Annotated in this window: 22 protein-coding genes, 1 other RNA gene and 1 pseudogene; 7 read left to right on the top strand and 17 right to left on the bottom strand. The window is 59.4% G+C overall.

Annotation, left to right across the window (positions count from 1 at the left end):
- From AKJ29_RS13790 to AKJ29_RS13735, 12 genes and pseudogenes are all read right to left on the bottom strand, one after another.
- Complete coding sequence (locus AKJ29_RS13790; protein WP_055191776.1) at positions 1 to 1,035, bottom strand: cysteine synthase A; 1,035 nt, start codon at positions 1,033 to 1,035, stop codon at positions 1 to 3.
- Between the two features lie 88 nt (positions 1,036 to 1,123).
- A complete protein-coding gene (locus AKJ29_RS13785) occupies positions 1,124 to 2,248 on the bottom strand; it encodes a gamma-glutamylcyclotransferase (protein ID WP_055191774.1) in 1,125 nt (374 codons plus the stop codon).
- Positions 2,249 to 2,261: 13 nt separating this feature from the next.
- Complete coding sequence (locus AKJ29_RS13780) at positions 2,262 to 2,702, bottom strand: TrgA family protein (protein ID WP_055191772.1); 441 nt, start codon at positions 2,700 to 2,702, stop codon at positions 2,262 to 2,264.
- Positions 2,703 to 2,759: 57 nt separating this feature from the next.
- On the bottom strand, positions 2,760 to 3,965 hold the full coding sequence (locus AKJ29_RS13775) for an SAM-dependent methyltransferase (RefSeq protein WP_055191771.1): 1,206 nt from the start codon (positions 3,963 to 3,965) through the stop codon (positions 2,760 to 2,762).
- Positions 3,966 to 4,244: 279 nt separating this feature from the next.
- Positions 4,245 to 4,574 (bottom strand): annotated as a pseudogene (locus AKJ29_RS13770) (aminotransferase class V-fold PLP-dependent enzyme); the annotation flags it as partial.
- Between the two features lie 202 nt (positions 4,575 to 4,776).
- A complete protein-coding gene (locus tag AKJ29_RS13765) occupies positions 4,777 to 6,357 on the bottom strand; it encodes a BCCT family transporter (RefSeq protein WP_055191768.1) in 1,581 nt (526 codons plus the stop codon).
- 259 nt (positions 6,358 to 6,616) lie between these two features.
- The gene (locus AKJ29_RS13760) at positions 6,617 to 6,967 is read right to left on the bottom strand and encodes a contact-dependent growth inhibition system immunity protein (protein WP_055191766.1); all 351 of its coding nucleotides are present in this window, start codon (positions 6,965 to 6,967) and stop codon (positions 6,617 to 6,619) included.
- A 148-nt stretch (positions 6,968 to 7,115) separates the two neighbouring features.
- Positions 7,116 to 7,568 (bottom strand): GNAT family N-acetyltransferase, encoded by a 453-nt coding sequence (locus AKJ29_RS13755; protein WP_055191764.1) that lies wholly within the window; start codon positions 7,566 to 7,568, stop codon positions 7,116 to 7,118.
- A 220-nt stretch (positions 7,569 to 7,788) separates the two neighbouring features.
- Complete coding sequence (acuI, locus tag AKJ29_RS13750; protein ID WP_055191762.1) at positions 7,789 to 8,781, bottom strand: acryloyl-CoA reductase; 993 nt, start codon at positions 8,779 to 8,781, stop codon at positions 7,789 to 7,791.
- A 43-nt stretch (positions 8,782 to 8,824) separates the two neighbouring features.
- Positions 8,825 to 9,955, bottom strand: coding sequence for a dimethylsulfoniopropionate demethylase (locus AKJ29_RS13745; protein ID WP_055191760.1), 1,131 nt, complete (start codon positions 9,953 to 9,955; stop codon positions 8,825 to 8,827).
- Positions 9,956 to 9,988: 33 nt separating this feature from the next.
- Positions 9,989 to 10,621, bottom strand: coding sequence for a DUF1326 domain-containing protein (locus tag AKJ29_RS13740; RefSeq protein ID WP_055191758.1), 633 nt, complete (start codon positions 10,619 to 10,621; stop codon positions 9,989 to 9,991).
- Between the two features lie 24 nt (positions 10,622 to 10,645).
- Complete coding sequence (locus AKJ29_RS13735; protein ID WP_235477571.1) at positions 10,646 to 11,437, bottom strand: DUF2182 domain-containing protein; 792 nt, start codon at positions 11,435 to 11,437, stop codon at positions 10,646 to 10,648.
- A 140-nt stretch (positions 11,438 to 11,577) separates the two neighbouring features.
- On the opposite strand from AKJ29_RS13735, the gene AKJ29_RS13730 reads away from it, so the two are divergent.
- Positions 11,578 to 12,318 carry a FadR/GntR family transcriptional regulator gene (locus tag AKJ29_RS13730; RefSeq protein WP_055191754.1) on the top strand — a complete coding sequence of 247 codons (741 nt, stop codon included), beginning with the start codon at positions 11,578 to 11,580 and terminating at the stop codon, positions 12,316 to 12,318.
- On the opposite strand, the gene AKJ29_RS13725 is transcribed toward AKJ29_RS13730, so the two are convergent.
- The gene (locus AKJ29_RS13725; RefSeq protein WP_055191751.1) at positions 12,315 to 13,154 is read right to left on the bottom strand and encodes a hypothetical protein; all 840 of its coding nucleotides are present in this window, start codon (positions 13,152 to 13,154) and stop codon (positions 12,315 to 12,317) included. The two genes, AKJ29_RS13730 and AKJ29_RS13725, sit on opposite strands and share 4 nt — an antisense overlap.
- A gap of 19 nt (positions 13,155 to 13,173) precedes the next feature.
- Between AKJ29_RS13725 and ssrA the strand changes: the two genes are divergently transcribed.
- The 5 genes from ssrA (at position 13,174) to AKJ29_RS13705 (ending at position 16,467) form a co-directional block, all read left to right on the top strand.
- Positions 13,174 to 13,550, top strand: a transfer-messenger RNA (tmRNA) gene (gene ssrA, locus AKJ29_RS18475).
- A 357-nt stretch (positions 13,551 to 13,907) separates the two neighbouring features.
- A complete protein-coding gene (locus AKJ29_RS13720) occupies positions 13,908 to 14,444 on the top strand; it encodes an SspB family protein (protein ID WP_055191748.1) in 537 nt (178 codons plus the stop codon).
- A gap of 221 nt (positions 14,445 to 14,665) precedes the next feature.
- On the top strand, positions 14,666 to 16,060 hold the full coding sequence (fumC, locus tag AKJ29_RS13715) for a class II fumarate hydratase (RefSeq protein WP_055191746.1): 1,395 nt from the start codon (positions 14,666 to 14,668) through the stop codon (positions 16,058 to 16,060).
- Positions 16,061 to 16,063: 3 nt separating this feature from the next.
- A complete protein-coding gene (locus tag AKJ29_RS13710; protein WP_055191744.1) occupies positions 16,064 to 16,243 on the top strand; it encodes a DUF4169 family protein in 180 nt (59 codons plus the stop codon).
- Positions 16,240 to 16,467, top strand: coding sequence for a ribbon-helix-helix domain-containing protein (locus AKJ29_RS13705; protein ID WP_055191742.1), 228 nt, complete (start codon positions 16,240 to 16,242; stop codon positions 16,465 to 16,467). The genes AKJ29_RS13710 and AKJ29_RS13705 overlap by 4 nt, the downstream gene beginning before the upstream one ends.
- 33 nt (positions 16,468 to 16,500) lie before the next feature.
- Here the strand turns inward: AKJ29_RS13705 and AKJ29_RS13700 are convergent, their stop codons facing one another.
- The 4 genes from AKJ29_RS13700 to AKJ29_RS13685 all read right to left on the bottom strand — a co-directional run bounded on the left by AKJ29_RS13700 (position 16,501) and on the right by AKJ29_RS13685 (position 20,450).
- A complete protein-coding gene (locus AKJ29_RS13700) occupies positions 16,501 to 16,692 on the bottom strand; it encodes a hypothetical protein (protein ID WP_055191740.1) in 192 nt (63 codons plus the stop codon).
- A gap of 225 nt (positions 16,693 to 16,917) precedes the next feature.
- Complete coding sequence (locus AKJ29_RS13695; protein WP_055191738.1) at positions 16,918 to 18,300, bottom strand: cytochrome P450; 1,383 nt, start codon at positions 18,298 to 18,300, stop codon at positions 16,918 to 16,920.
- Complete coding sequence (locus AKJ29_RS13690; RefSeq protein ID WP_055192472.1) at positions 18,300 to 19,547, bottom strand: hypothetical protein; 1,248 nt, start codon at positions 19,545 to 19,547, stop codon at positions 18,300 to 18,302. Before AKJ29_RS13690 ends, AKJ29_RS13695 begins: the two co-directional genes overlap by 1 nt.
- A gap of 150 nt (positions 19,548 to 19,697) precedes the next feature.
- Entirely contained in the window at positions 19,698 to 20,450 is a 753-nt protein-coding gene (locus AKJ29_RS13685; protein ID WP_055191736.1) for a cytochrome c biogenesis CcdA family protein, read from the bottom strand.
- 76 nt (positions 20,451 to 20,526) lie between these two features.
- Between AKJ29_RS13685 and AKJ29_RS13680 the strand changes: the two genes are divergently transcribed.
- On the top strand, positions 20,527 to 20,805 hold the full coding sequence (locus tag AKJ29_RS13680) for a sulfurtransferase TusA family protein (RefSeq protein ID WP_409360034.1): 279 nt from the start codon (positions 20,527 to 20,529) through the stop codon (positions 20,803 to 20,805).
- The last annotated feature ends 60 nt before the right edge of the window (positions 20,806 to 20,865 follow it).

Genomic DNA, 20,865 nt, shown 5'->3' with positions numbered 1-20,865 from the left:
TCAGATGTCCTCGAACACCTCGGGCAGCAGAGCAGGTTCGCGATCAAGCCACGCGGGCACCGGCAGCCCTTTTTCTTTCAGGAAAGACGGATTGAACAATTTGGACTGATAGCGCGAGCCATAGTCGCAGAGCATGGTCACGATCGTGTGGCCCGGTCCCATCTCGCGGGCCATGCGCACGGCGCCAGCGATATTGATCGCTGAAGATCCGCCCAGGCACAGGCCTTCCTGCTCGACCAGATCAAACACGAAAGGCAGCGCCTCGGCATCCGGGATCTGGAAACACATGTCGGGGGTGAACCCTTCGAGGTTGGCGGTCACCCGCCCCTGCCCGATCCCTTCGGTGATCGACCCACCGGTCGCGGCAAATTCGCCTGAGGTGTAGAAACTGTAAAGGGCTGCCCCTTCCGGGTCTGCCAGGCCGATTTTCACGCCCTTGGGCTGCAGCACCTCGGCCACCCCTGCAAGCGTCCCACCTGACCCTACCGCACAGGTGAACCCGTCCACCTTGCCATCGGTCTGGGCCCAGATCTCAGGCCCGGTGGTTTCCACATGGGCCTGACGATTGGCTACATTGTCAAATTGATTGGCCCAGATCGCGCCATTGGGTTCCGTCTCGGCCAGTTTGGCGGCCAGACGCCCGGAATAGCGTACGTAGTTGTTGGGATTGCGATAGGGGGCGGCGGGCACCTGAACCAGTTCGGCCCCGGCCAGACGCAGCATATCCTTCTTTTCCTCGGACTGGGTTTCCGGGATCACGATCACGGTCTTGAACCCCATGGATGCCCCCACAAGCGCAAGGCCGATGCCGGTATTGCCCGCAGTGCCTTCGACGATCGTGCCGCCCGGTTTCAGGTCACCGCGCGCAATCGCATCACGAATGATGTAAAGGGCTGCGCGGTCCTTGACCGACTGGCCCGGGTTCATGAACTCGGCCTTGCCGTAAATGTCACAGCCGGTGGCCTCGCTTGCCGCTTTCAGACGGATCAAAGGGGTGTTGCCAACCGTTTGTGCCAGATCCTGTTTGATATCCATTATGCCCCCTGCCGGATGTATTTGGGTTGTCGCGCGCGGAACGGATCCGCAAAACTCTTCTCATGTGTAAGTGCGCACTGCGCGGGTTTCAAGCAGCCCTGCGCAACCGATCACGGTTTTGCGACAGCCACATGGCAGACAGGAGCAGCGGTGCATTGTCCACTTCGCCCGTCCCGACCAGCTCCATCAGCCGGGCAAACGGGATGACGTGGCTGCGAATATCCTCCGCCTCCCCCAGAACGCCACCAATCCCGGCGGCACTGTCAGGCAGGTCACACAGCGCCACGTAGGAATAGAGATATTCCGTAACCGCCCCGGGGCTGGGATAGTAATTGCCAACATGTTCGAGCGCACCGATTGTCAGGCTGGCCTCCTCCAGAGCTTCGCGCCGCGCCGTGTGCTGAGGCGTTTCCCCCGGATCAATTCGCCCGGCAATCGGTTCGAGCACCCACGGGTGCTGATCACCGCGCATGTAAGGTCCTACCCGAAACTGTTCGATCACCAGAACGGTATCGCGCACCGGATCATACGGCAGAACGGTGACCGCATCCCCACCAACAAACCCCGCGCGGTTCACCAGCGGGCTCATCGAGCCATCGAAACGCGGAAAGGAAAGGTCCTGCTCTTCAATAGTGAAGTAATTACTGTAAGGTATTGATTTTCTGTGTACATCCAGATCTGACGCCGTCCGCTTGCTGCGCAGGTCTGTTGGGGTGGAGTGGGAGGCGGCGCGTTGTTTCGACGCCGCCCGCAGGCGGATCATCGCAAAGCGCGCCGCAACCTCTTCCGGTGAGAGCTGCCCCATATAGGACATCACTTCTTCCGCGGCAAACAGCGTGATCTCTCCCCAGTCACGGGCCCAGTCATCCAGCGACCAGACCGGGCCGGGGGTCCACTGCCCCTCTTCGGGGAAATAAACCTCGGCAGAAGCAGTCCCCCCAGATGCCTGCACCGTCATCTCGACCAACCGGTAGGCAAAGCCCCCTTCGTAATGATCAAGCCGGGCAATGGCCCCGTCAGACAGGCCGCTGACCAGCATTCCCTCAGCACGCGCGCCCGGTTCGGCCTGGATCATCGGAAAGATCTGATCCTTTGCCCAGTAAACCGCATGATCCGGCAAAGACGCCTGCTCAGCACGATAGGTCTCGCCCTCCAGCACAAGCTCCAACAACGGCCGAAAACAAAGCGTGCCGTAGAAAAACAGGGTTTTCATTGACTTTCCTCGATCAGGACCAGCGGCGGGCGACCACACCGGTCAGCCAGCCCCCGAAGACACTGCCCAGCACCAGCGAGGCTATCACATCCACATGGGCGATGTCATAGCCGTAATCAACCGCGATTTTGACCGCAGCCCGCAAGCCTTCGACCGGGCCATCATAGGCGTTTCGCAGGGTTTTGCGCAGCATCTCGTAGATCGAGAACACCAGAAATCCCCAAAAGACCAGCAACGCCCCCGAGGACAGGCCAATCCCGACCGGCTCGCCCAGTCCGCGCCCGATCCGGTAGCCGGTAAAACGCCAGCCAATCGCCAGCCCGAGACCCGCAAGCCCCACGGGAAACAGGGTATAATCCCGCCCTTCCGCCAGATAGGGGATGATCAGGTTGCCGACCATAAAGGCAAGGGCCGCGAAAAAACCGGCGGCCACGAGTTTTGCTGCGGTGGGCATACGCTCTCTCCTCTGATCTCCCTGCCCTCTTGCGGGGCATGGATCTATATCACCCGTTCAGCCCGGCTTTTGCAAGGTCACCTGCACCACATCGCAATTTCCCGAATGAAAAGATGCCGCACAAGAGGTCAGATAGAAACTCCACATGCGCCGGAACCGGTTGTCAAACCCCAGCTCGGCCACGCGGGCCCATTTTGCATTGAACACATCGTGCCAGCGGCGCAGCGTTTCAGAATAGCTTTCGCCAAATGTGATCTGGTCGCGAAAGGCAAGCCCTGCCCGGCCGACCTCTTCGCGCAGACGGGTTTTCGACGGGAGCATCCCCCCCGGAAAAATGTATTTCTGAATGAAATCGACACCCTTGCGATATTGATCAAAGCGCCGTTCGGTGATGGTGATGATCTGCAACACGGCCTGCCCCCCGGGACGCAGGCAGTTGCGCACGGTTTCAAAATAGGTTGGCCAGTATTTCTCTCCCACCGCTTCGAACATCTCGATCGAGGCGATCCCGTCATATTTGCCGGTCTCATCGCGGTAATCCTGAAGTCGGATCTCGACCAGGTCCGACAGGCCCGCCCGCGCGATCCTTTGCACGGCGAAATCATGCTGCTCTTGCGAAATGGTCAGCCCGGTGACACGCACGCCCCGCTTTGCGGCAAACTCGGCAAAGCCGCCCCAGCCGCATCCGATCTCCAGCACGTGATCACCGGGCCCCACCCCCATTTGTTCGAGAAGAGAGGCATATTTCTGTTCCTGCGCACATTCCAGACTTTCCTGCCCCGAGCGAAACAGGGCGGAGGAATAGGTCATCGTCTTGTCCAGCCACAACGCGTAGAACGCATTGCCCAGATCATAGTGATAGCTGATATTTCTTTTCGCCTGACGTTTGGAATTGCCGTTCATCAGGTGGCGCATCCGCTCGTAGGACCGAACAAAGATCATCCCCGGAAAACCGTCATAGATGATCTCGTTATCATCTTGTAATAAATCAAGAAAAGCCTGGAGATCCGGGGTCGACCAGCCGCCCTCAATATAGGCATCGCAAAAGCCCAGATGCCCTTCGCGGATCAGCCGGGCAAAAACATCAGCTTCGTGTATCCTCAGCTCCGCCACCTGCCCCGGCCGCGCGCCAAAAGCGCGAAACCGGCGCCCATCCGGCAAGACGAAATCAAGCTGTCCGGTATTCATCCGGCCCGCGCGGTCAAACACACGGGCGAAATAACGCGGCAGATCAGGCTGCCCCCTGGTCTCCGTCAGGATCATGGCTCCCCCCAAAATCCAATGTGAAATCCAATGTCTTGAACACCACAAGGCTAAAGCGTTTCGAGATTAACTTGAGTCACAAGTTGATTTCGAAACGCCCGCAACATCAGTAGGTTTCGAGCGTTTCGCCTCATTATTGTGTCTCAATAATAAGTCGAAACACTTTAGGCGGTTCAGGGGGGAGCGGACAAGAGGGTGGTTTTGCGCATGCAGAAACGCCCACCTCTCGCCCCGTCCCTTGGCATGAGGTGGGCGAGGCTGCCCCGCTCAGATCATATCTCACAGCACCTGATCAAGCGCCTCGATCAGTTTGGTCACCTCTTCCTCGGAGGTGTAATGGGTGAAACTCACCCGCAGCCCCCCGTGGGACGGGTCCACGCCCTGGGCTGCAAGCGCACGCACCGCGTAGAAATCCCCTCCTCCGGCCATGATGCCAAGAGGGGCAAGCCACCGTGCCAGGTCTTCCCCTGCGATTTGCGACGCCAGCGCCACAGTGGGTGCGCGCGCCTTTGCCTGATCTGGCCCCAGCAGCCGCACCGAGTTCTTGGCCTTGGCATAATCCAGAAGCGGTTGCAGCAGTTTCACCTCATGCGCGCGCATCAGGCCATGGGCGGTCCGGGGGCTCCCGTTCCGGCGGGTCCTCCAGCCAGCCGCGGGGGATATCTCTCCGCGGGCGCCATGCGCTGAAGGCACATGACGAATTCAGATGAAGTGCTAGCCAGAGCGGCAACACGGGGCAAGAGGTGAGATAAAAAAGGGCCCCCGGATGGGAGCCCTTTGACGTGGCATATCCAAGACTGGACAGGCCGCGTTATTTTGTACGCTCACCGCGCAGACCCAGGAAGATCGAAACGCACATCAGCACGAGAACGATGGCAAAGGGGAACCCCGTTGCAATCGCTGCCGCCTGAAGGGCTGCCAGCCCGCCACCCAACAGCAGGGCAATGGCGATGGCACCTTCGAGGATACACCAGAACACGCGCTGAGCGGTCGGCGCATCGGTTTTGCCACCGGCGGTAATCTGGTCGATCACCAGCGAACCGGAATCGGACGAGGTGACGAAGAACACGATCACCAGGATGATGCCGATAAAGCTCAGCAGGCCGGTCATCGGGAACGCTTCGAACATGGTGAACATCTTCAGCTCAAGCCCGGCATTGGACAAAGCTTCGCCTGCACCCGACATGACCTGATCCAGAGCGGCGCCACCAAAGACGCTCATCCAGATCGCGCCCACAACGGTGGGAATGATCAACACGCAGGTGATGAACTCACGCACGGTGCGACCACGCGAGATGCGGGCGATGAACATGCCAACGAAAGGTGACCAGCTGATCCACCAGGCCCAGTAGAAGGCGGTCCAGCCCTGCATGAAGTTGGTGTCTTCGCGCCCGATGACCCCCGACAGGGCCGGCAGGTTCACCGCATAGGCCCAGAGGTTGTCGAAGAACCCGGTCAGGATCGCCATGGTCGGCCCCACGATGATCACCAGGATCAACAGCACGGCCGCCAGCACCATGTTCACTTCGGACAGGCGTTTCACCCCTTTGTCGAGCCCCGCCACAACCGAAACCAGCGCAAAGATGGTGATCGCAACAATCAGGAGCACTTTCATGCCATCAGAAACCGGCACGCCAAACAGATAGTTCAGACCGGCCAGCGCCTGTGTGGCGCCCAGACCCAGCGACGTGGCAAGGCCAAAGATCGTGGCAAACACGGCCAGAACGTCGATCACATTGCCTGCAAAACCCCAGGTGGCTTCTCCGAAGATCGGGTAGAAGACCGACCGCATGGTCAGCGGCAAGCCTTTGTTAAAGCTGAAGAATGCAAGAGCCAAAGCCACAACCGCATAAACCGCCCAAGGGTGCAGGCCCCAGTGGAAAATGGTGGCTGCCATTGCAAGTTCCCGCGCCGCTTCCGGGTTGTCAGCAGCGGCCCCCAGCGGAGCCCAGTCAGTGCGCGCGCCTGCTTCGACAGCAGTGCCGCCCAGGGAACTGCCGTAATGCGAAATCGGTTCAGCGACCCCCCAGAACACAAGGCCAATCCCCATGCCAGCGGCAAACAGCATCGAGAACCATCCCATATAGCTGTAATCCGGCTTGGCATCCGCGCCACCCAGACGCACCTTGCCATAAGGGCTTACGATCAGCACCAGCGAGAAAATTACAAAAATATTCCCGGCGAGCATAAACACCCAGTCAAACGAGCTGGTCAGCGCGGGGCGCAGCCAGCCAAAGAACCCTTCTGCGCTGTCCTGAAACACCAGCGTGAAAAACACGAAAGCGAGAATGACAGCTGCGGAAATGGCAAAGACCGGGTTGTGAAAATCGAGACCTAAGATCTGGACGTTGTCCTGACCGACCTCATAGTCAATTTCTGTTTCTTGGGACATATATCCCCTCCCTACTTGCTTGATGCTGCGAACCTGTCGGGTGGGGGGATTTAAATATGGGTTCAAGCGCCCTTTTTTCGACCAAAACCGACATGCACGTCGCATATGGCCAATGGTTTCGGTACTGGTGCCGGCTTCACAAAACGGATCTGTGGTGATCTGAACCGGTTGTTGGGCAGGCTGCTGGACAGGCAGGTGGACTGGCAGGTGGACTGGCCGCTGAATTGTCCGAGCGGAACGTTCGGTCCGGGGCCAGAAATCAGGCGTCTGTGCACGCCTGTCGCGCGGCGATCTCCCGCAATTCCTGATCTTCCGGCCAGCGTTTCAAAGCCGCTTCCAGCAAGTCACCGGGGTAGTAATCCCCCTCGGCCATCGGATTGTCCCGCAAGGTCTCCAGCGCAATCGGTCTCAGGATCTCAGCTCCGATATCCTGCGCAATCATGATGCGCAGATCTTCCACCGTGAACTGGCCGATCGGTTTTTGCCGCAGCGCAGTTGTGGTGGCAACGAGGTAGGAGGCGCAGCAGGGCACCGGCCAGCGCTGCCCGTCAATCTGTTCAAGGGACAGGTCGCGGGGGACCCTGTCAGGCGAGGTGCTTCTTGCTGCCAAATACCTGTCCTCATTGTGTTTTTCAGGGTGATATTCCGATGTGACATTCCGGGCGCTCCCAACACATATAGGAACGGACCACGGTTGGGCAGATGCGACATTTTCCCCTGCCCCATTTCCGCCCCTCCACAGCAACATTCAAATGACGTCACACCACCATCTGATAGCGGGCCGCATCATCCGGCAGCGCCCTGAACCCGGCGGCTTCGTAGAAAGACTGCGCCGCCGCATTGCCCGCCTCTGCCGCCACGGTGAGAAAATCGGCCTCCATCTGGTGGGACAGATCCCGGGCCGCCGTCAGCAACGCCCGCCCCACACCCTGCCCCCGCAACGGGCGATGCACAAACAGGTGATGAAGCTCCATCCCGCGCGCCCCAAATTGCAGCCGCGCCTGCGGACACAGGGCGGCGTAGCCCACCAGTCCGCCATGATGTTCGGCCACCAGAATGCGAAGCCATGGCGCCTGGCCAAGACAGTCACGCGCCAGCCCCGATTGCGTGACCCGCGCCGTATCCCCATGATGACGCGCAAGACTGCTTACCAGATCGCCCAGCGCGCGCAGATCCCGCGCCTCCACAGCCCGAATTATCAGATTATCCATGTCTCTTTTCCTTTCTGACCCCGAGGAGGGGTTGAAAAGAAAAAGACCGCCCTCGGGGCGGTCGATGTCGGTTTGATCGTTGTCACATTGATCGTTTTTCGCACATGCTTGCCGCCCGTTCTATGAGAACAGGGGATAATAGGCAAAACTGTGCATGTGTCTGATCATGCGGCCCTCATGCCGCATATGTCGGGGCGGGTCAAGCCCGCCCCGCGCCGTGTCAGCCGTTCACATCCACGACAACACGCCCCTTGACCTGCCCTTTCAGGATATCTGCGCCCAGCGCAGGCAGATCGTCCAGTGTGGCCGGGTGGATCATCGCCTCAAGCTTCTCCATCGGCAGGTCCTTGGCGATCCGTTCCCAGGCGCGCAGGCGATTGTCATAGGGCTGCATGACCGAGTCGATGCCCAACAGGTTCACACCGCGTAGAAGGAACGGGATCACCGTCGCAGGCAATCCGGCGCCACCGGCAAGCCCCACGGCAGAGACGGAGGCACCGTATTTCATCTGCCCCAGCACACGGGCCAGCATGTCCCCGCCCACGGCATCCACGCACCCGGCCCAGGTTTCACGCTCCAGCGGACGTTTGGTGGTCTCATTCAGATCTTCGCGCGGCACGATGGTGGTGGCGCCCAGAGATTTGAGGTAATCCGCCTGATCCGGGCGACCGGTCACGGCGGCAACTTCATATCCCAGATTTGCAAGGATCGCGGTGGCGACCGAGCCGACACCACCCGCAGCACCGGTGACCAGCACCGGGCCATTGCCCGGCTTCAGCCCGTGATCTTCCAGCGCCATCACAGCCAGCATTGCGGTGAACCCGGCGGTCCCCACGGCCATCGCCTGACGGGTGGTCAGGCCTTCGGGCAGCGGCACCAGCTTGTCCGCGTCAATGCGCGCCTTCTGGGCATAGCCGCCCCAGGTCACTTCGCCAACACGCCAGCCAGTCAGAACCACCTTGTCGCCGGGCTTGTAGCGGTCATCGTCAGACGCCTCGACCGTGCCTGCAAAATCAATGCCCGGCACATGGGGATAGTTGCGCACAAGCCCACCGCCTTTTGCAGACAGGCACAGCCCGTCCTTGTAGTTCACGGTGGAATACTCGACGGCCACGGTCACATTGCCCTCGGGCAGAGCCTCCACCCCAATCTGCTTGATCTGTGCAGCTGCCAGCCCTTCGCCGTCCTGTTCCATTACCAGTGCTTTAAACATCCTCATCTCCTCTTCTCGGGACCTCATGTCAGAGGCGTCCCCTTTATATCCAAAAAGTATCGTAAACCGTGGCCGCGCGGGGACCATCCGGGGTGATCACATCCAACTCTGTCCCGCTCTCCCAATGGGTCATGCGCACCATACCGATGGCGACACCGGTGTTGAAATCAGGGGAGTTGGCGGCCGAGGTCACCTGCCCCACCTGCCTGTCCCCATCCATCAGCGGCCAGGCCCGGTCACAGGGCGGGATGGGCGCGCGGCCCCCGCCCCCGGTGTGGATCTCAATCGCGCGCACCTGTTGCACCGGGCCTTCCTTGGCCACACGCAACAGCGCATCACGTCCCACACAGCCAATCGCGCTTTGGGTCGCGCAAAACCGCCCGAGACCGGCCTCATGCGGGGTGTTTTCGCGGGTCATGTCATTGCCATAGGACAGAAGCCCCCCTTCGACGCGTTCAATACCATTGGGGCAGCCTGCATGAACATCCATGGGTTTGCCCGCCTCCATCAGCGCATTCCACAGCGGCATGGCGATGTCAGAGCCGTCCACATAGATCTCAAACCCACCCTGCTTGGAGTAGCCCGAGCGCGCCACCACCAGCTCACGCCCCTGGAACGCCAGCCGCTTGTAGCGGAAGAACCGGATGTCGCGCACCGCGTCGCCAAAGATCGCCGCCGCCAGATCGTCCGATTTCGGCCCCTGAATGGCAAGCGGTGACACATCCGGTTCATCCACCAGCACATCCAGCCGGAACCCATAAGCCAGCCCCTTGACCCAAAACAGCAGATCACTGTCGGCAATGGAAATCCAGAACCGGTCCTCGTCCAGCTTTACCGCCACCGGATCGTTCAGCATCCCCCCGGTCTCATCCACCATCGGCACATAGAAACATTGCCCGTCCTGCATCTTGGACAGGTCGCGCGGGGTGAGCATCTGGATCAGGCGGGCGGCATCGGGGCCCCTCACCTCAACCTGACGCTCACAAGCGACATCCCAGACCTGCACCGCGTCCTTGAGGTGGCGATAGTCCTCCTCCACCGACCGAAAGACGGTCGGCAGCAGCATGTGGTTGTAAACCGTATAGCCTTTGACCCCGGCGGCTTCGACACCGGGGGAAAAAGGCGTGCGCCGCAAACGGCGGGACGGAGAGATCAGCGGGGCATTCTGTGCCATGAGGCGCGCTCCCTTGACGTGAACCCAGCCGCCTTAGCGACCGGGGCCTTTCCAATCAATCTGGCAGATCTCGGCGGATTTCCCGTCGAAGTCCCAGACCCGGCCAAAGGCACGCACGCGGGCCTCGTCAGCTTTGGCCACGGTGATATCCGGCCCCATCCAGTAATTGGTGTTGGTGATCACCTGATCGGCCCCGCCCTTACCCGGCACCGGGGTCACGGACCCGCGAATGGCTTTGCCAACAATCAGGCGACGGGTGTTGCCTTCGGTCTCAAACGACACGGGTGCGCGTTCGGCGCCCAGAAACTCGCTGACCAGCATTTTAAAGAGCCCGGTGGTGCCCTTCGCGGCCCCAGTGAAGATGTGGCAGAGCGCCTCAAACGCATCATCATCCGCGCGCTCGTCAATATAGGCGGCGGCCTTCCAGTTGCCACGGGCCATGCGCCCGGGGATTTCCAGCAAGAGCCCCACATTCAGCCCAGACAGGTCCACACCGCCATAGTTGCCGCTGTCGATGCGAATACCGGCCCAGCCCATGCAATAGCCTTCTGTCGGCGGGTGATCCCCCAGGCTGACCACACAGGGGCAGAACACCGTGCAGTTACAGTTGAGGATCAGCTCTCCCTTGATGGCCCATTCAACCTGACCGATTTGCGTCCCGTCCATTTCTCTCTCCCTTTCTTGCGCGCCCTAGATCAGGGGCAATGCGCCATTGGTGATCACCGCAAGACCAAAGATAGTCAGCCCCCAGCCCAGCGGTTTGGTGATGTAGCGGCCAAGTTCCGGCAGCTTTTCGAAAATCATGATCAGGGTGGCGAGCCCCATGAAGGCGATGTTCATCACCCCGCCCACAAAGCCAAGCAGCATCAGGGCCCAGCAACAGCCAAGGCAGACCGCCCCAAGGCGCAGGCCAAGCGAGACCGCGTTCCAGCGACCTTCGCGCCAATACTGCATGTAAAAACTCATCGGATGGCGGCATTTGGACAGGCAGGCCTCTTTCAGGGATGAGAACTGGTAAAGCCCCGCCCCCACAAGCAACCCACCGGACAGCCAGGCCGACAGGCTTTGCCCCAGCGGTGACAAAAGCCCCGCCTGAAACAGCACCAGCTGCGCGCCTGCCACCAGCAGCGAAAAGCCAAGCCATACCGCAAGGTAGCCCGCAATCAGCTCACCAAACCCCTGCCGACTGCCCGCACCAGACGCAATCATGTCATCATAGGTGGCCAGCGCAGGCAGTGCGGTCGGCGCCATCATCGCCGCGGACATGATCATCCACATAAGCGCAAGCCCCCAGAACCCGGCCTGATCCGGCGACACGATACAAAGCGAGCGCCAGAACTCGGCCCCATAGATCTGGGCCATCTCCATCTGGTCAGACGGCACCGCCATCGCGTAAATCACCATCCAGCCCAAGGCGACCAGCCCGAACAGCGCCAGCCAATGGGGGGCTGCCATCTGTCGTATCCTGTCGGCGATCTGCATCGGGACCTCTCCTGACTCGAATTGTCTTACATTTAAAACTATGCCCATCATGCAATTGTCTGACAAATGAATTTTACCGACCCAAAAAGTGACGTAGCGTCCAGTTGACCCGGACCGGCATTGCCCCCTAAACAGTTTACATGAGTGCGAGCAAACCCACCCCGCAAGACCTTTCGGCGCAGATTGCCAGTGACATTCGCGATGCGATCATCGCGGGCGATCTGATAGTGGATCAGCGCCTCCCGTCCGAGGCAGAGCTGGCGGACCAGTTCTCCGTCTCGCGCCCGACCGTGCGCGAGGCGTTGAAACGGCTGGCAGCGCAGAACCTCATCCGCACCCAGCGCGGAGCCACCGGCGGGGCCTTTGTAAACCGCATGTCGTTTGAGGATGCGTATGGCCAACAGATCACCACCTCAACGCTGCTCTTGTCGATGAACGAGGTGAGTTTCGAGACCGCCTGTGAGGCGCGCTTTGCGCTGGAACGCGCCTGTGCGCCGCTTTCGGCAGAGCGTCGCACGGCCGATCACCTTGCCACCATGCGCGCCGAGATCATGCGCCAGTCCCAACCGGGCCTCACGGACGAAGCCTTCTGCGCCTCGGACGTGGCCTTTCACCGGGCGCTGGTGGATGGGGCAGGCAATCCGGTTCTGTCTTACCAACTGGCAGGTGCTGTCGAGGCGATGCAGCCCTTGATGAACATGATCACCTATACCCAGCGGGATAGGGATCGGATCGTAGAGCTGCATACGCGGCTGGCGGATGCCGTGGAAGCACAGTCCGGCGAACAGGCAGAAGCAATTCTGTCAGAGCTTGCAGACTACACCGCCGAACTTGGGTGTCGTCGTCTGGAAAGCAAGCCCACCCCCGCCAAAGCGCATTAATCGCGCGCGCTTGTCGTGGTGCAACGGCGATAAAGCTCGGTCAGGAACGAGACTTCGAGCAGAACCAGAAGCACGCCCCCGACCCCATCAATGAAGGCTAAAACCCATCCCCCCATGGGATCGCTGCCTATGAAGTCCAACCGCCCCGTCACGACCAACTCGGCCGGGACATAAACTATAAACGCCACGGCACCCAGCAAAAGCCCCGCCATCACTACAGGCATCGCGTGCGGGCGGGTCATACGCCATGAATCGCGAAAGGACATCTCGGGCGCATCCGTGGCGATCGCAACCAGTTTCTGCCCCAACCGAAGGATCAGCATTCCCCCGATGGCATATGGCACCACGACAAAAACAGAACCGGCAACGAGACCCACCTCGCCTTGCTCTAAGATCAAGGTCTGGGACTGCATGAAGATAAAGGGGATCTGCACGATCATTACGGGAATGGAGATGACTACGCCCAGCACGAACCACTGGGTCGCGTAAGAGGTCAAACGCCCAAACGCGCCTTGAAGGCCCAACGCAACCGGTTCCTCGCGTTGTAGTATCAACCTGTGCCATGCAATGGCCATCGCGCCGAAGATTGCGAAATAAGCGACGAAACCGACTATTCCAAGCAGGAATCCAAGCGAGGCGAAAGCGCTGTCGGCATCATAGACTTCGCGTTCCATCCACATCGCCACTGTTTCCGCCAAAACGGAATAGGCAAAGGCGGGCAGCGAAATCAAAACGGCGGTGGGTGCGTGTTGGGCAAGTTGCGCTATCGCCGCACCGGGAAGGCTGTTTTTCATAATCAGTAATGTCCTACGCTTTAATGACGCCCAGAGTGTCATTCCTGCATTCGGCACGCAACCCCTTTTCAATTCCGTCCGCACCCCTTACATATGATCTGTCCCCTCGGGGACTATGGACATAAACGCGCTCGTAATAAGCGGATCGGACCCGGGGGCGGTACCCGGCGCCTCCACCATAACACACTCAGGGGCATCCTTCGTTTGGGGAACACCTTGATACCGTGGGGGCGAAACAGGATCGACGGACGTCTAAAGGGGTTAGCTTTGTCTCGGTGAGATACCACCGTTATCGGTTCACTTAAGCTAGTTGCAAACGACAACAAAGCTCCGGCAATGGCTCTGGCTGCGTAAGCAGTTCGGGTCGCCGAAACTAAGTCCTTACGCCTAGCCGCGTTTGGCGGGGTTCGCAGGTACCTGGCAACAGAAACCTGCACTTTCCCCGCCTGTTGCCCAAACATAGCCCGGCCCTTCCCCTGGCGAGCGCCCCCTTACCTGAAGCATTTTAACGGCAACCGATGGCAAAAGGGGGTCCAACCACAGCAAGAGAGGTCAACAATCTGATGATCTTGGTAAGAAAATGAACCTCCTCTATTCCCATAAACAGTTTATAACCAAAGGGATTATTGCGTTTCACCAAACCACCACAGACCCGCATTTCCGCACAAAACCAACCGTTATGACTTCACAAAGATTTTTCGTTCAACGCTTTATTTCACCGAAAATTCGCTTATGCTCAAACCACGAAACATCCCCGATACGATGGGTTAACCAAGGGTGAGACAAGGGTGAGAAATGTCCGGTTCAATTGACTATGGAAACCTCATGCATAACGCCATGCGCAGTCTGATCCGGACCGTGCTGGAGGATGTGGCTCGCAACGGCCTGCCCGGGCAGCACCATTTCTTTATCAATTTCAACACCCGCCACCCGGAAACCGAGCTGGCGGACTGGATGTATGACCGGTTTCCAGAAGATATGACCATCGTCCTGCAGCACTGGTTTGCGGATCTGGAAGTGGGCGAAGACGGGTTCAACGTGACCCTGAATTTCGGCGACTCACCCGAACCACTTTATGTGCCGTTTGATGCGATCAACACATTCGTGGATCCCTCGGTGGAGTTCGGATTGCGGTTCGATACACAGGAAAGCGAGGACCATCACGCCAATCTGCATCTGGCAGGTGAGGATGATGACGTGTCCGGTGTGGATGAAGCCGATCTATCGTCAGAGTGTAGCAGGGCCAAACCATCCGACGCGGAGGACGAGGCCGATGATGATGCGGCCCATAAGGACGCTGACGTGGTCAGCCTCGACAGTTTCCGCAAATAACATGGCGCCCTGCGTCAGGCCGCCCGCGCACCGTCGCCCAACAGACATGGTCCGCAATTTGGGCCCCCATTTCAGCTGATGAGTTGGGTCGTCAGCGGATAATTGTGCACAATTGCATGCAATGTTGGCGCTACCTCTCCCCTTTCCCACCTCTGCCCCATTGAATTTGGTGCGTATTCGGGTAGAAAAGCGTCGGTTTCTTTTGAAAAAAGGCGCAAGACATGACCGAGACCCGCACTGAATCCGACAGCTTTGGCCCGCTCGAAGTTCCCACAGACAAATATTGGGGGGCTCAGACCCAACGCTCGCTGATGAACTTCCCGATCGGCTGGGAAAAGCAGCCCGTCGCCATCGTGCGCGCTCTTGGCGTGATCAAACAGGCCTGCGCCGAAGCCAACAAGGCATCCGGCAACATGGACCCGGCCATCGCAGACGCCGTTATCCAGGCTGCAAGCGAAGTTGTGGCCGGCAAGTTTGACGACAACTTCCCGCTGGTCGTCTGGCAGACCGGGTCCGGCACCCAGTCGAACATGAACGCAAACGAAGTGATCGCCAACCGCGCCATCGAAATCATGGGCGGCGTGATCGGATCGAAAGATCCGGTGCACCCAAACGATCACTGCAACATGGGTCAGTCCTCGAACGACACCTTCCCCACCGCGATGCATATCGCCACCGCCATGTCGGTGCGCGACGTGCTGCTGCCGGGGCTAGAGAAACTGCTGGCCGGGCTTGAGGCCAAGCAAGAAGAGTTCAAGGACATCATCAAGATCGGCCGCACCCACACCCAGGACGCGACCCCGCTGACCCTGGGCCAGGAGTTTTCGGGCTATGCACATATGATCCGTCAGGGCATCGCGCGCGTGAAAGCCGCGCTTCCCGGCATTTACGAACTCGCTCAAGGCGGGACCGCCGTGGGCACCGGGCTCAACACCAAGCAAGGCTGGGGCGAAGAAGTGGCCGCCAATATGGCGCGCATCACCGACCTGCCTTTTGTCACCGCACCGAACAAGTTCGAAGCGCTGGCCGCCCATGACGCCATGGTGTTCATGTCGGGCGCTTTGGCCACCGTGGCCGGCTCCTGCTACAAGATCGCCAATGACATCCGCTTCCTGGGCTCCGGCCCGCGCTCGGGTCTGGGTGAGCTGATCCTGCCGGAAAACGAACCCGGTTCGTCGATCATGCCGGGCAAGGTGAACCCGACCCAGGCCGAGGCGCTGACCCAGGTGGCCGCGCATGTGATGGGCAACAACGCCGCGATGACCTTTGCTGGTTCTCAAGGGCATTTTGAACTCAACGTCTACAACCCGATGATGAGCTACAACCTGCTTCAGTCGATCCAGCTTCTGGGCGACGCGACCGACAGCTTCACCGAGCGGATGTTGAATGGCATCAAAGCCAATGAGCCGCGCATCGACAAACTGATGAAGGAAAGCCTGATGCTGGTCACCGCACTCGCCCCGACCATCGGCTATGACAATGCCACCAAAGTGGCCAAGACCGCGCACAAGAACGGCACCACCCTGAAGGAAGAGGCAATCGCCCTTGGCTTTGTCGATGAAGAAACCTTCGACGCCGTGGTCCGCCCGGAACAGATGATCGGCCCGAAGGCCTGATCCATGAAACCGGTCAACCTGAACCGGTATCGAAAAGAAAAAGCGCGGGCCGAACAAAAGGCCCGCGCAGACGAAAACGCCGTGAAATTTGGCCGCACCAAAGCTCAAAAAGCGGTGGAGAAGGCCGACAAAGACCGGGTGATCCGCCTATTTGACGGCCACAAACGGGAGGATGACACATGACCACCCGCCCGCAAAAACATTCCCTCACCTTACATGGCCACCGCACATCCGTGTCTCTGGAGCCAGAGTTTTGGAAAGCGTTTCAAGGTATTGCCAAAGAACGCGGCCTTGCGCTCAACGCTCTTGCGGCGGAGGTGGATGAAACCCGCGGTATGGATCGCGGGCTTGCCTCGGCGATCCGTGTCTATGTGCTGACCCATCTGCAGAACAAGGCCGCCCGTTAAAGGCCAGCCGGTTCTGCCCCGTCTTCTGCCCCGTCACCTGTCCTTCGGATAAAGTGCGTTTCTCAGCTTCTCAGCCCGCAGCCGTTGCAGACGCTCTTCTTCGCTGAGGGATTTATCCTCCCCATCCGGTTTGAGAACATCTCCGAACATCTCTTCCAGCTCATCACGGGAGACAGAGTTGCCCGGCTCCCGATCAGAGCAGTTCTGCTTGTGCCGATCTTTCATGGCTCCCCAAACCTCCCATCCGGATCCCCGTTCAGAGGCCCCCTCTCCCGACGTGCTTCTCCACATCCCAGACCCTCCTCATTGGATATTGGACCAAATACAGGTCGAACTTCAGAGGTGGATCCATGCAAATCTCGGGGAAATTCCGGCCACACTCCCCCTGCCAGGTCAGAAACAGCCAAGTGCATGGATTTTAACCTGACGACGAAAAACACCCGTTACGCGTCAGGATACCGCGCGAGGGACCAGTTTCAACCAAATCCCATCTTTGCCCCGAACGGTCAGATGGGCCACCGGCATGGCCGGTTTTTCCTTCACGATTTCAAAATGATAAGCCCGCACCAACAGCGAGAGGATCAGCGCCCCTTCTATCATCGCGAAAGCAGATCCCGGACAGACCCTCTGCCCCGCCGAGAAGGGATAATACGCCGCGCGCATGCTCTCTTTGCCGTCGGGGGTAGAGAACCGCGCGGGGTCAAACTCATCCGGCCGATCCCAGATCCGCTCGTGGCGATGGGCATGCCAGGGGCTGAGCACAATCTGGCTCCCACGGGGCACGTTGCGCCCTCGGAACTGCTCGGGACAGGCCGCCTCCCGCACCATCATCGGCACCGGGGGATACAACCGCATCGCTTCCCGAAACACATCTCGGGACAGTTTCAGTTTCGACATGACCGAGAAATAGATCTTCTCCGGATCAATTGCCGTCAAGGCTTCCCGGGCCACCCGCTCCTGCCACTCAGGGTAAAGTGCCAGCAGATAAAGGGACCAGGCAAGCGCCGAGGCACTGGTTTCATGCCCCGCGAGGAAGAAGATCGCCACCTGATCCACCATTTCCTCCGTGTCGAACCGCTGGCCCGTTTCCGGGTCCTGCGTGGTCATGATTTTTGTGGCAAGGTCATCGGGCGCGGTCCCCGCCTCAATGCGCGACATACGCTCTTCTGTCAGCCGGGTGATCAGGGCGCGAATGTCGCGCGCGGTTTCACGGGTCTGGCGCGAATGAAAGCGCGGGAACCATTTGGGCAAGGGCAGAATGGCCCCGAGATTGACCACGGGCTGCGCGCGCTGGTGGTCCTTGAACCGGTCAAAAACCGCACCGGCCACCTCATGTTCGATCGGGATCGAAAACAAGGTGCGAAAAATCACATCTGCCGCCGCATGGCTGGTTTGCAGTTCAATTTCAACAGGTTGCCCATTGGCAAGCGGGGCAAGCCGCGTCACCGCTGCAACGCCCGCATCCCACATGGCGGGAAACACTTCGCGCACCCGCCCGCCTTCAAATGCCGGATCAATGATGCGACGTTGCCGCTTCCACGTCTCGCCATTGGTGATGAAGACCGAGTTGCCCAATAGCGGCGCCAGACCTTCACGGATTCGGTCGGATTTTGGGAAATCATCCGGCCGCCCCTTCAGGACCAGATCAATCAGCTTTGGGTCATTGCACATGAAACTGCGGAAAAACGGCGTGCGAAACTCAGCCATCCAGGCGCGATACAGCCGCGCGGGCTGGGCGGACAGAATGTCTTGCCGAAACAGCTTGGCATAACGGCGCAACGATACGCGCCCGGATCGGGCGGGGGGTTTGGGGGGAAGATGCGGACAGCTCATCACGGTTCCATACTGATATATTTCGATATGGAACGGTCGATACGGCTGCCCGATGGCTTTCGGTTTTTATAACGTTCAGAAAGGCTGATCGGGCCGGCCGTGATGCGAAAATAGTCGTAACCCCGAGGCCTGTCAAAGGCGCAGAGATATTGGAAATGCAGTCGGAAAAACCGCCACCTCAGCGCCTTCCAGCGCGCCGGAGACAGGGTCTGCGTAAAAGCCGCAGAGAACACGATCGGCCAGCGTTTGCCCGTCTTGGGCGCCACACCCGAAACCGACACCGGATCGCACAAAGCAAAGGCACAGCCATCCCCCGGCGCCGTCACATCTATCCAGGTGATCTGGTCAGATTGGCTCAATGCGTGCAGATCGCGTCGCAGCCGCCAGGCCTTGGGCAGAAACGACACCATCGGCACCACTTGCCCAAGCGTCAGAAACCCCAGCTTCGGCCCCCCTTCAGCCACGCGTCCATCGCGCAGCAGATCCGCCAGGATCGACACGCCCAGATGTGCGCCCGAAGAATGACCAACCACCAGAACCTCATCCACATCACTTTCCAACGCAGCGCCGACCTGCCCCGCAAACGCCGCAATCCGCGCCTCCAGATCCGGTGGATTGGCCCCTTTGGTCGCCGCCGAATAACTGTAATCATGCATCAGGTAATAGACGTATAACTTGCTGTCGATCCTGCGAAACCAGACAAGAACCGCAAGGACAGTTGCGATCCCCACGACCGCCCCTGCACTGATCGCTGCAACATCGCCAATCAACCCGCGCAGACCCAGCGTGATCAGCCCCCCAAGCACCCAGGCCACCAAAAGCGCCAGGATCAATTGCAAAAGCAACATTCCCACCGGATAAAGCGCCGCAATCACCGGCCCCTTGCGCAATCGCATCAACCGCCCAAGCGCGCCCGAACCGATGTAAACCCAAGCCGTGCGGGCCATCATCAGATAGGTGCGGGGAATATTCAGATCCATGCTGGTGCGGACAATGTCGGACCAGACCAGAACATCAAACTCGGCCTCGGTTTCCACTCCGTCCATACGCGATGTGACCTGCCAGCCATAAGTGTCACCGCCCTGACGGCCGATCAGATCCACCTCATAGCCGGACACCGCCCCCTGACGGGCACTTTCCTTACGATAGAGCTCGCGATACCGACGGGGATGAATAGGATCGTAGCCGGGGATATAAAACACCCGCCGCCTGCACACATCCTGACCTTTTGAAAACTCTGCTACCATCTTCCTGGCCCCTGATTTGCCCAGAAGATAGCTGCGGATTTGGGCCAAAGTAAGCCCCGGACGGCGCTTTCCCCACGCCCCCCTTGGCTTTTTCTTGCATTAAATACCTCGGGGTGAGCGCAAAGCGCGAGGGGCAGCGCCCCTTCCGGCCTAACCCAAACTTGCCAGCGCCGGGAAGGTTTCCAAAAGCCAATAGGAAAAGGCCGAGAACCCACCCGTGAGAATCAGCAGCCCGATGGTCCACAGCAACAGCCCCATCACCCGCTCAATCCGCTCCATATGCCGCTTCATAAAGGCAATCACCGGTCCCATGCGCGGGAAGAAAGCCGCAACCAGCAGGAATGGAATACCCAGCCCCGCCGCATACACGGCCAGCAGAAGCGTACCCTGAGAAACGGATCCTTCCGTCGCGGCCAAGGACAGGATCATTCCCAGTTGCGGGCCGATGCAAGGCGTCCAGCCAAAGGCAAAGGCCAGCCCAAGCAGGTAGGCCCCAAAGGCGCTGCCCCCCTGGTCCCCCGCATCCATCCGCGCCTCACGATTGAGGAAAGGAATGTTGATCACACCCAGGAAATGCGCCCCGAAAACCATCACCAGAACACCGGAAAAGGTGTTGAAATAGCTCTGATTTTGCAAAAAGAACGCGCCAAAGAGCGATGTGGTGAACCCCAGGAACAGAAACACCGTCGACAGGCCAAGCACGAAAAACCCGGCTGCCAGCAAAACCTTACCCTGCCCCGATTTGCCTTCGGACATCTCCCCCATCGACACACCCGACATATAGGCCAGATAGGGCGGCACGATCGGCAGCACACAGGGGCTGAGAAACGACAGGACACCGGCCACGAGGGCCACGATCATTGCAGGCAGAAGGGCTGCATCTATGAGGTCAATTCCAAACATGATCCTCACATAGGCCAATGCGCAGGCGCTGTCACCTGCCAGATGATCACATCCGCGCGAGAGAGATCCGCGACAGATGCTGGACAGGCAGAGCCTGGCCTTTTATGTCTCCCCCATGACCTATGATGAAACCCTCGACGCCATTGGGCTGCTCTGCCCGCTTCCGGTTCTGAAAGCCCGCAAGCGGTTGAAATCCATGCAAAACGGCCAAGTGCTTCGTCTTGAGGCCACCGACCCCGCCGCGGTGATTGACGTGCCGCATTTCTGCGCGGAACAGGGGCATGAGTTTCTGGGAGAGGCCCCCGCAAAACTTGGGGATCAGGACGTCACCCATTATTTCATTCGCAAAGGCTGAGGCGAAGCGGGCTACGGATCGCAACTCGCACAGGCGGCCCCCCGAAAAGAAAAAAGCCGG

It is taken from the genome of Aliiroseovarius crassostreae (genome assembly GCF_001307765.1).
In the GTDB taxonomy this organism is placed as follows: domain Bacteria; phylum Pseudomonadota; class Alphaproteobacteria; order Rhodobacterales; family Rhodobacteraceae; genus Aliiroseovarius; species Aliiroseovarius crassostreae.
The sequence above is the reverse complement of the archived record's forward strand: the minus strand, read 5'-3'. Positions and strand labels throughout refer to the sequence as shown.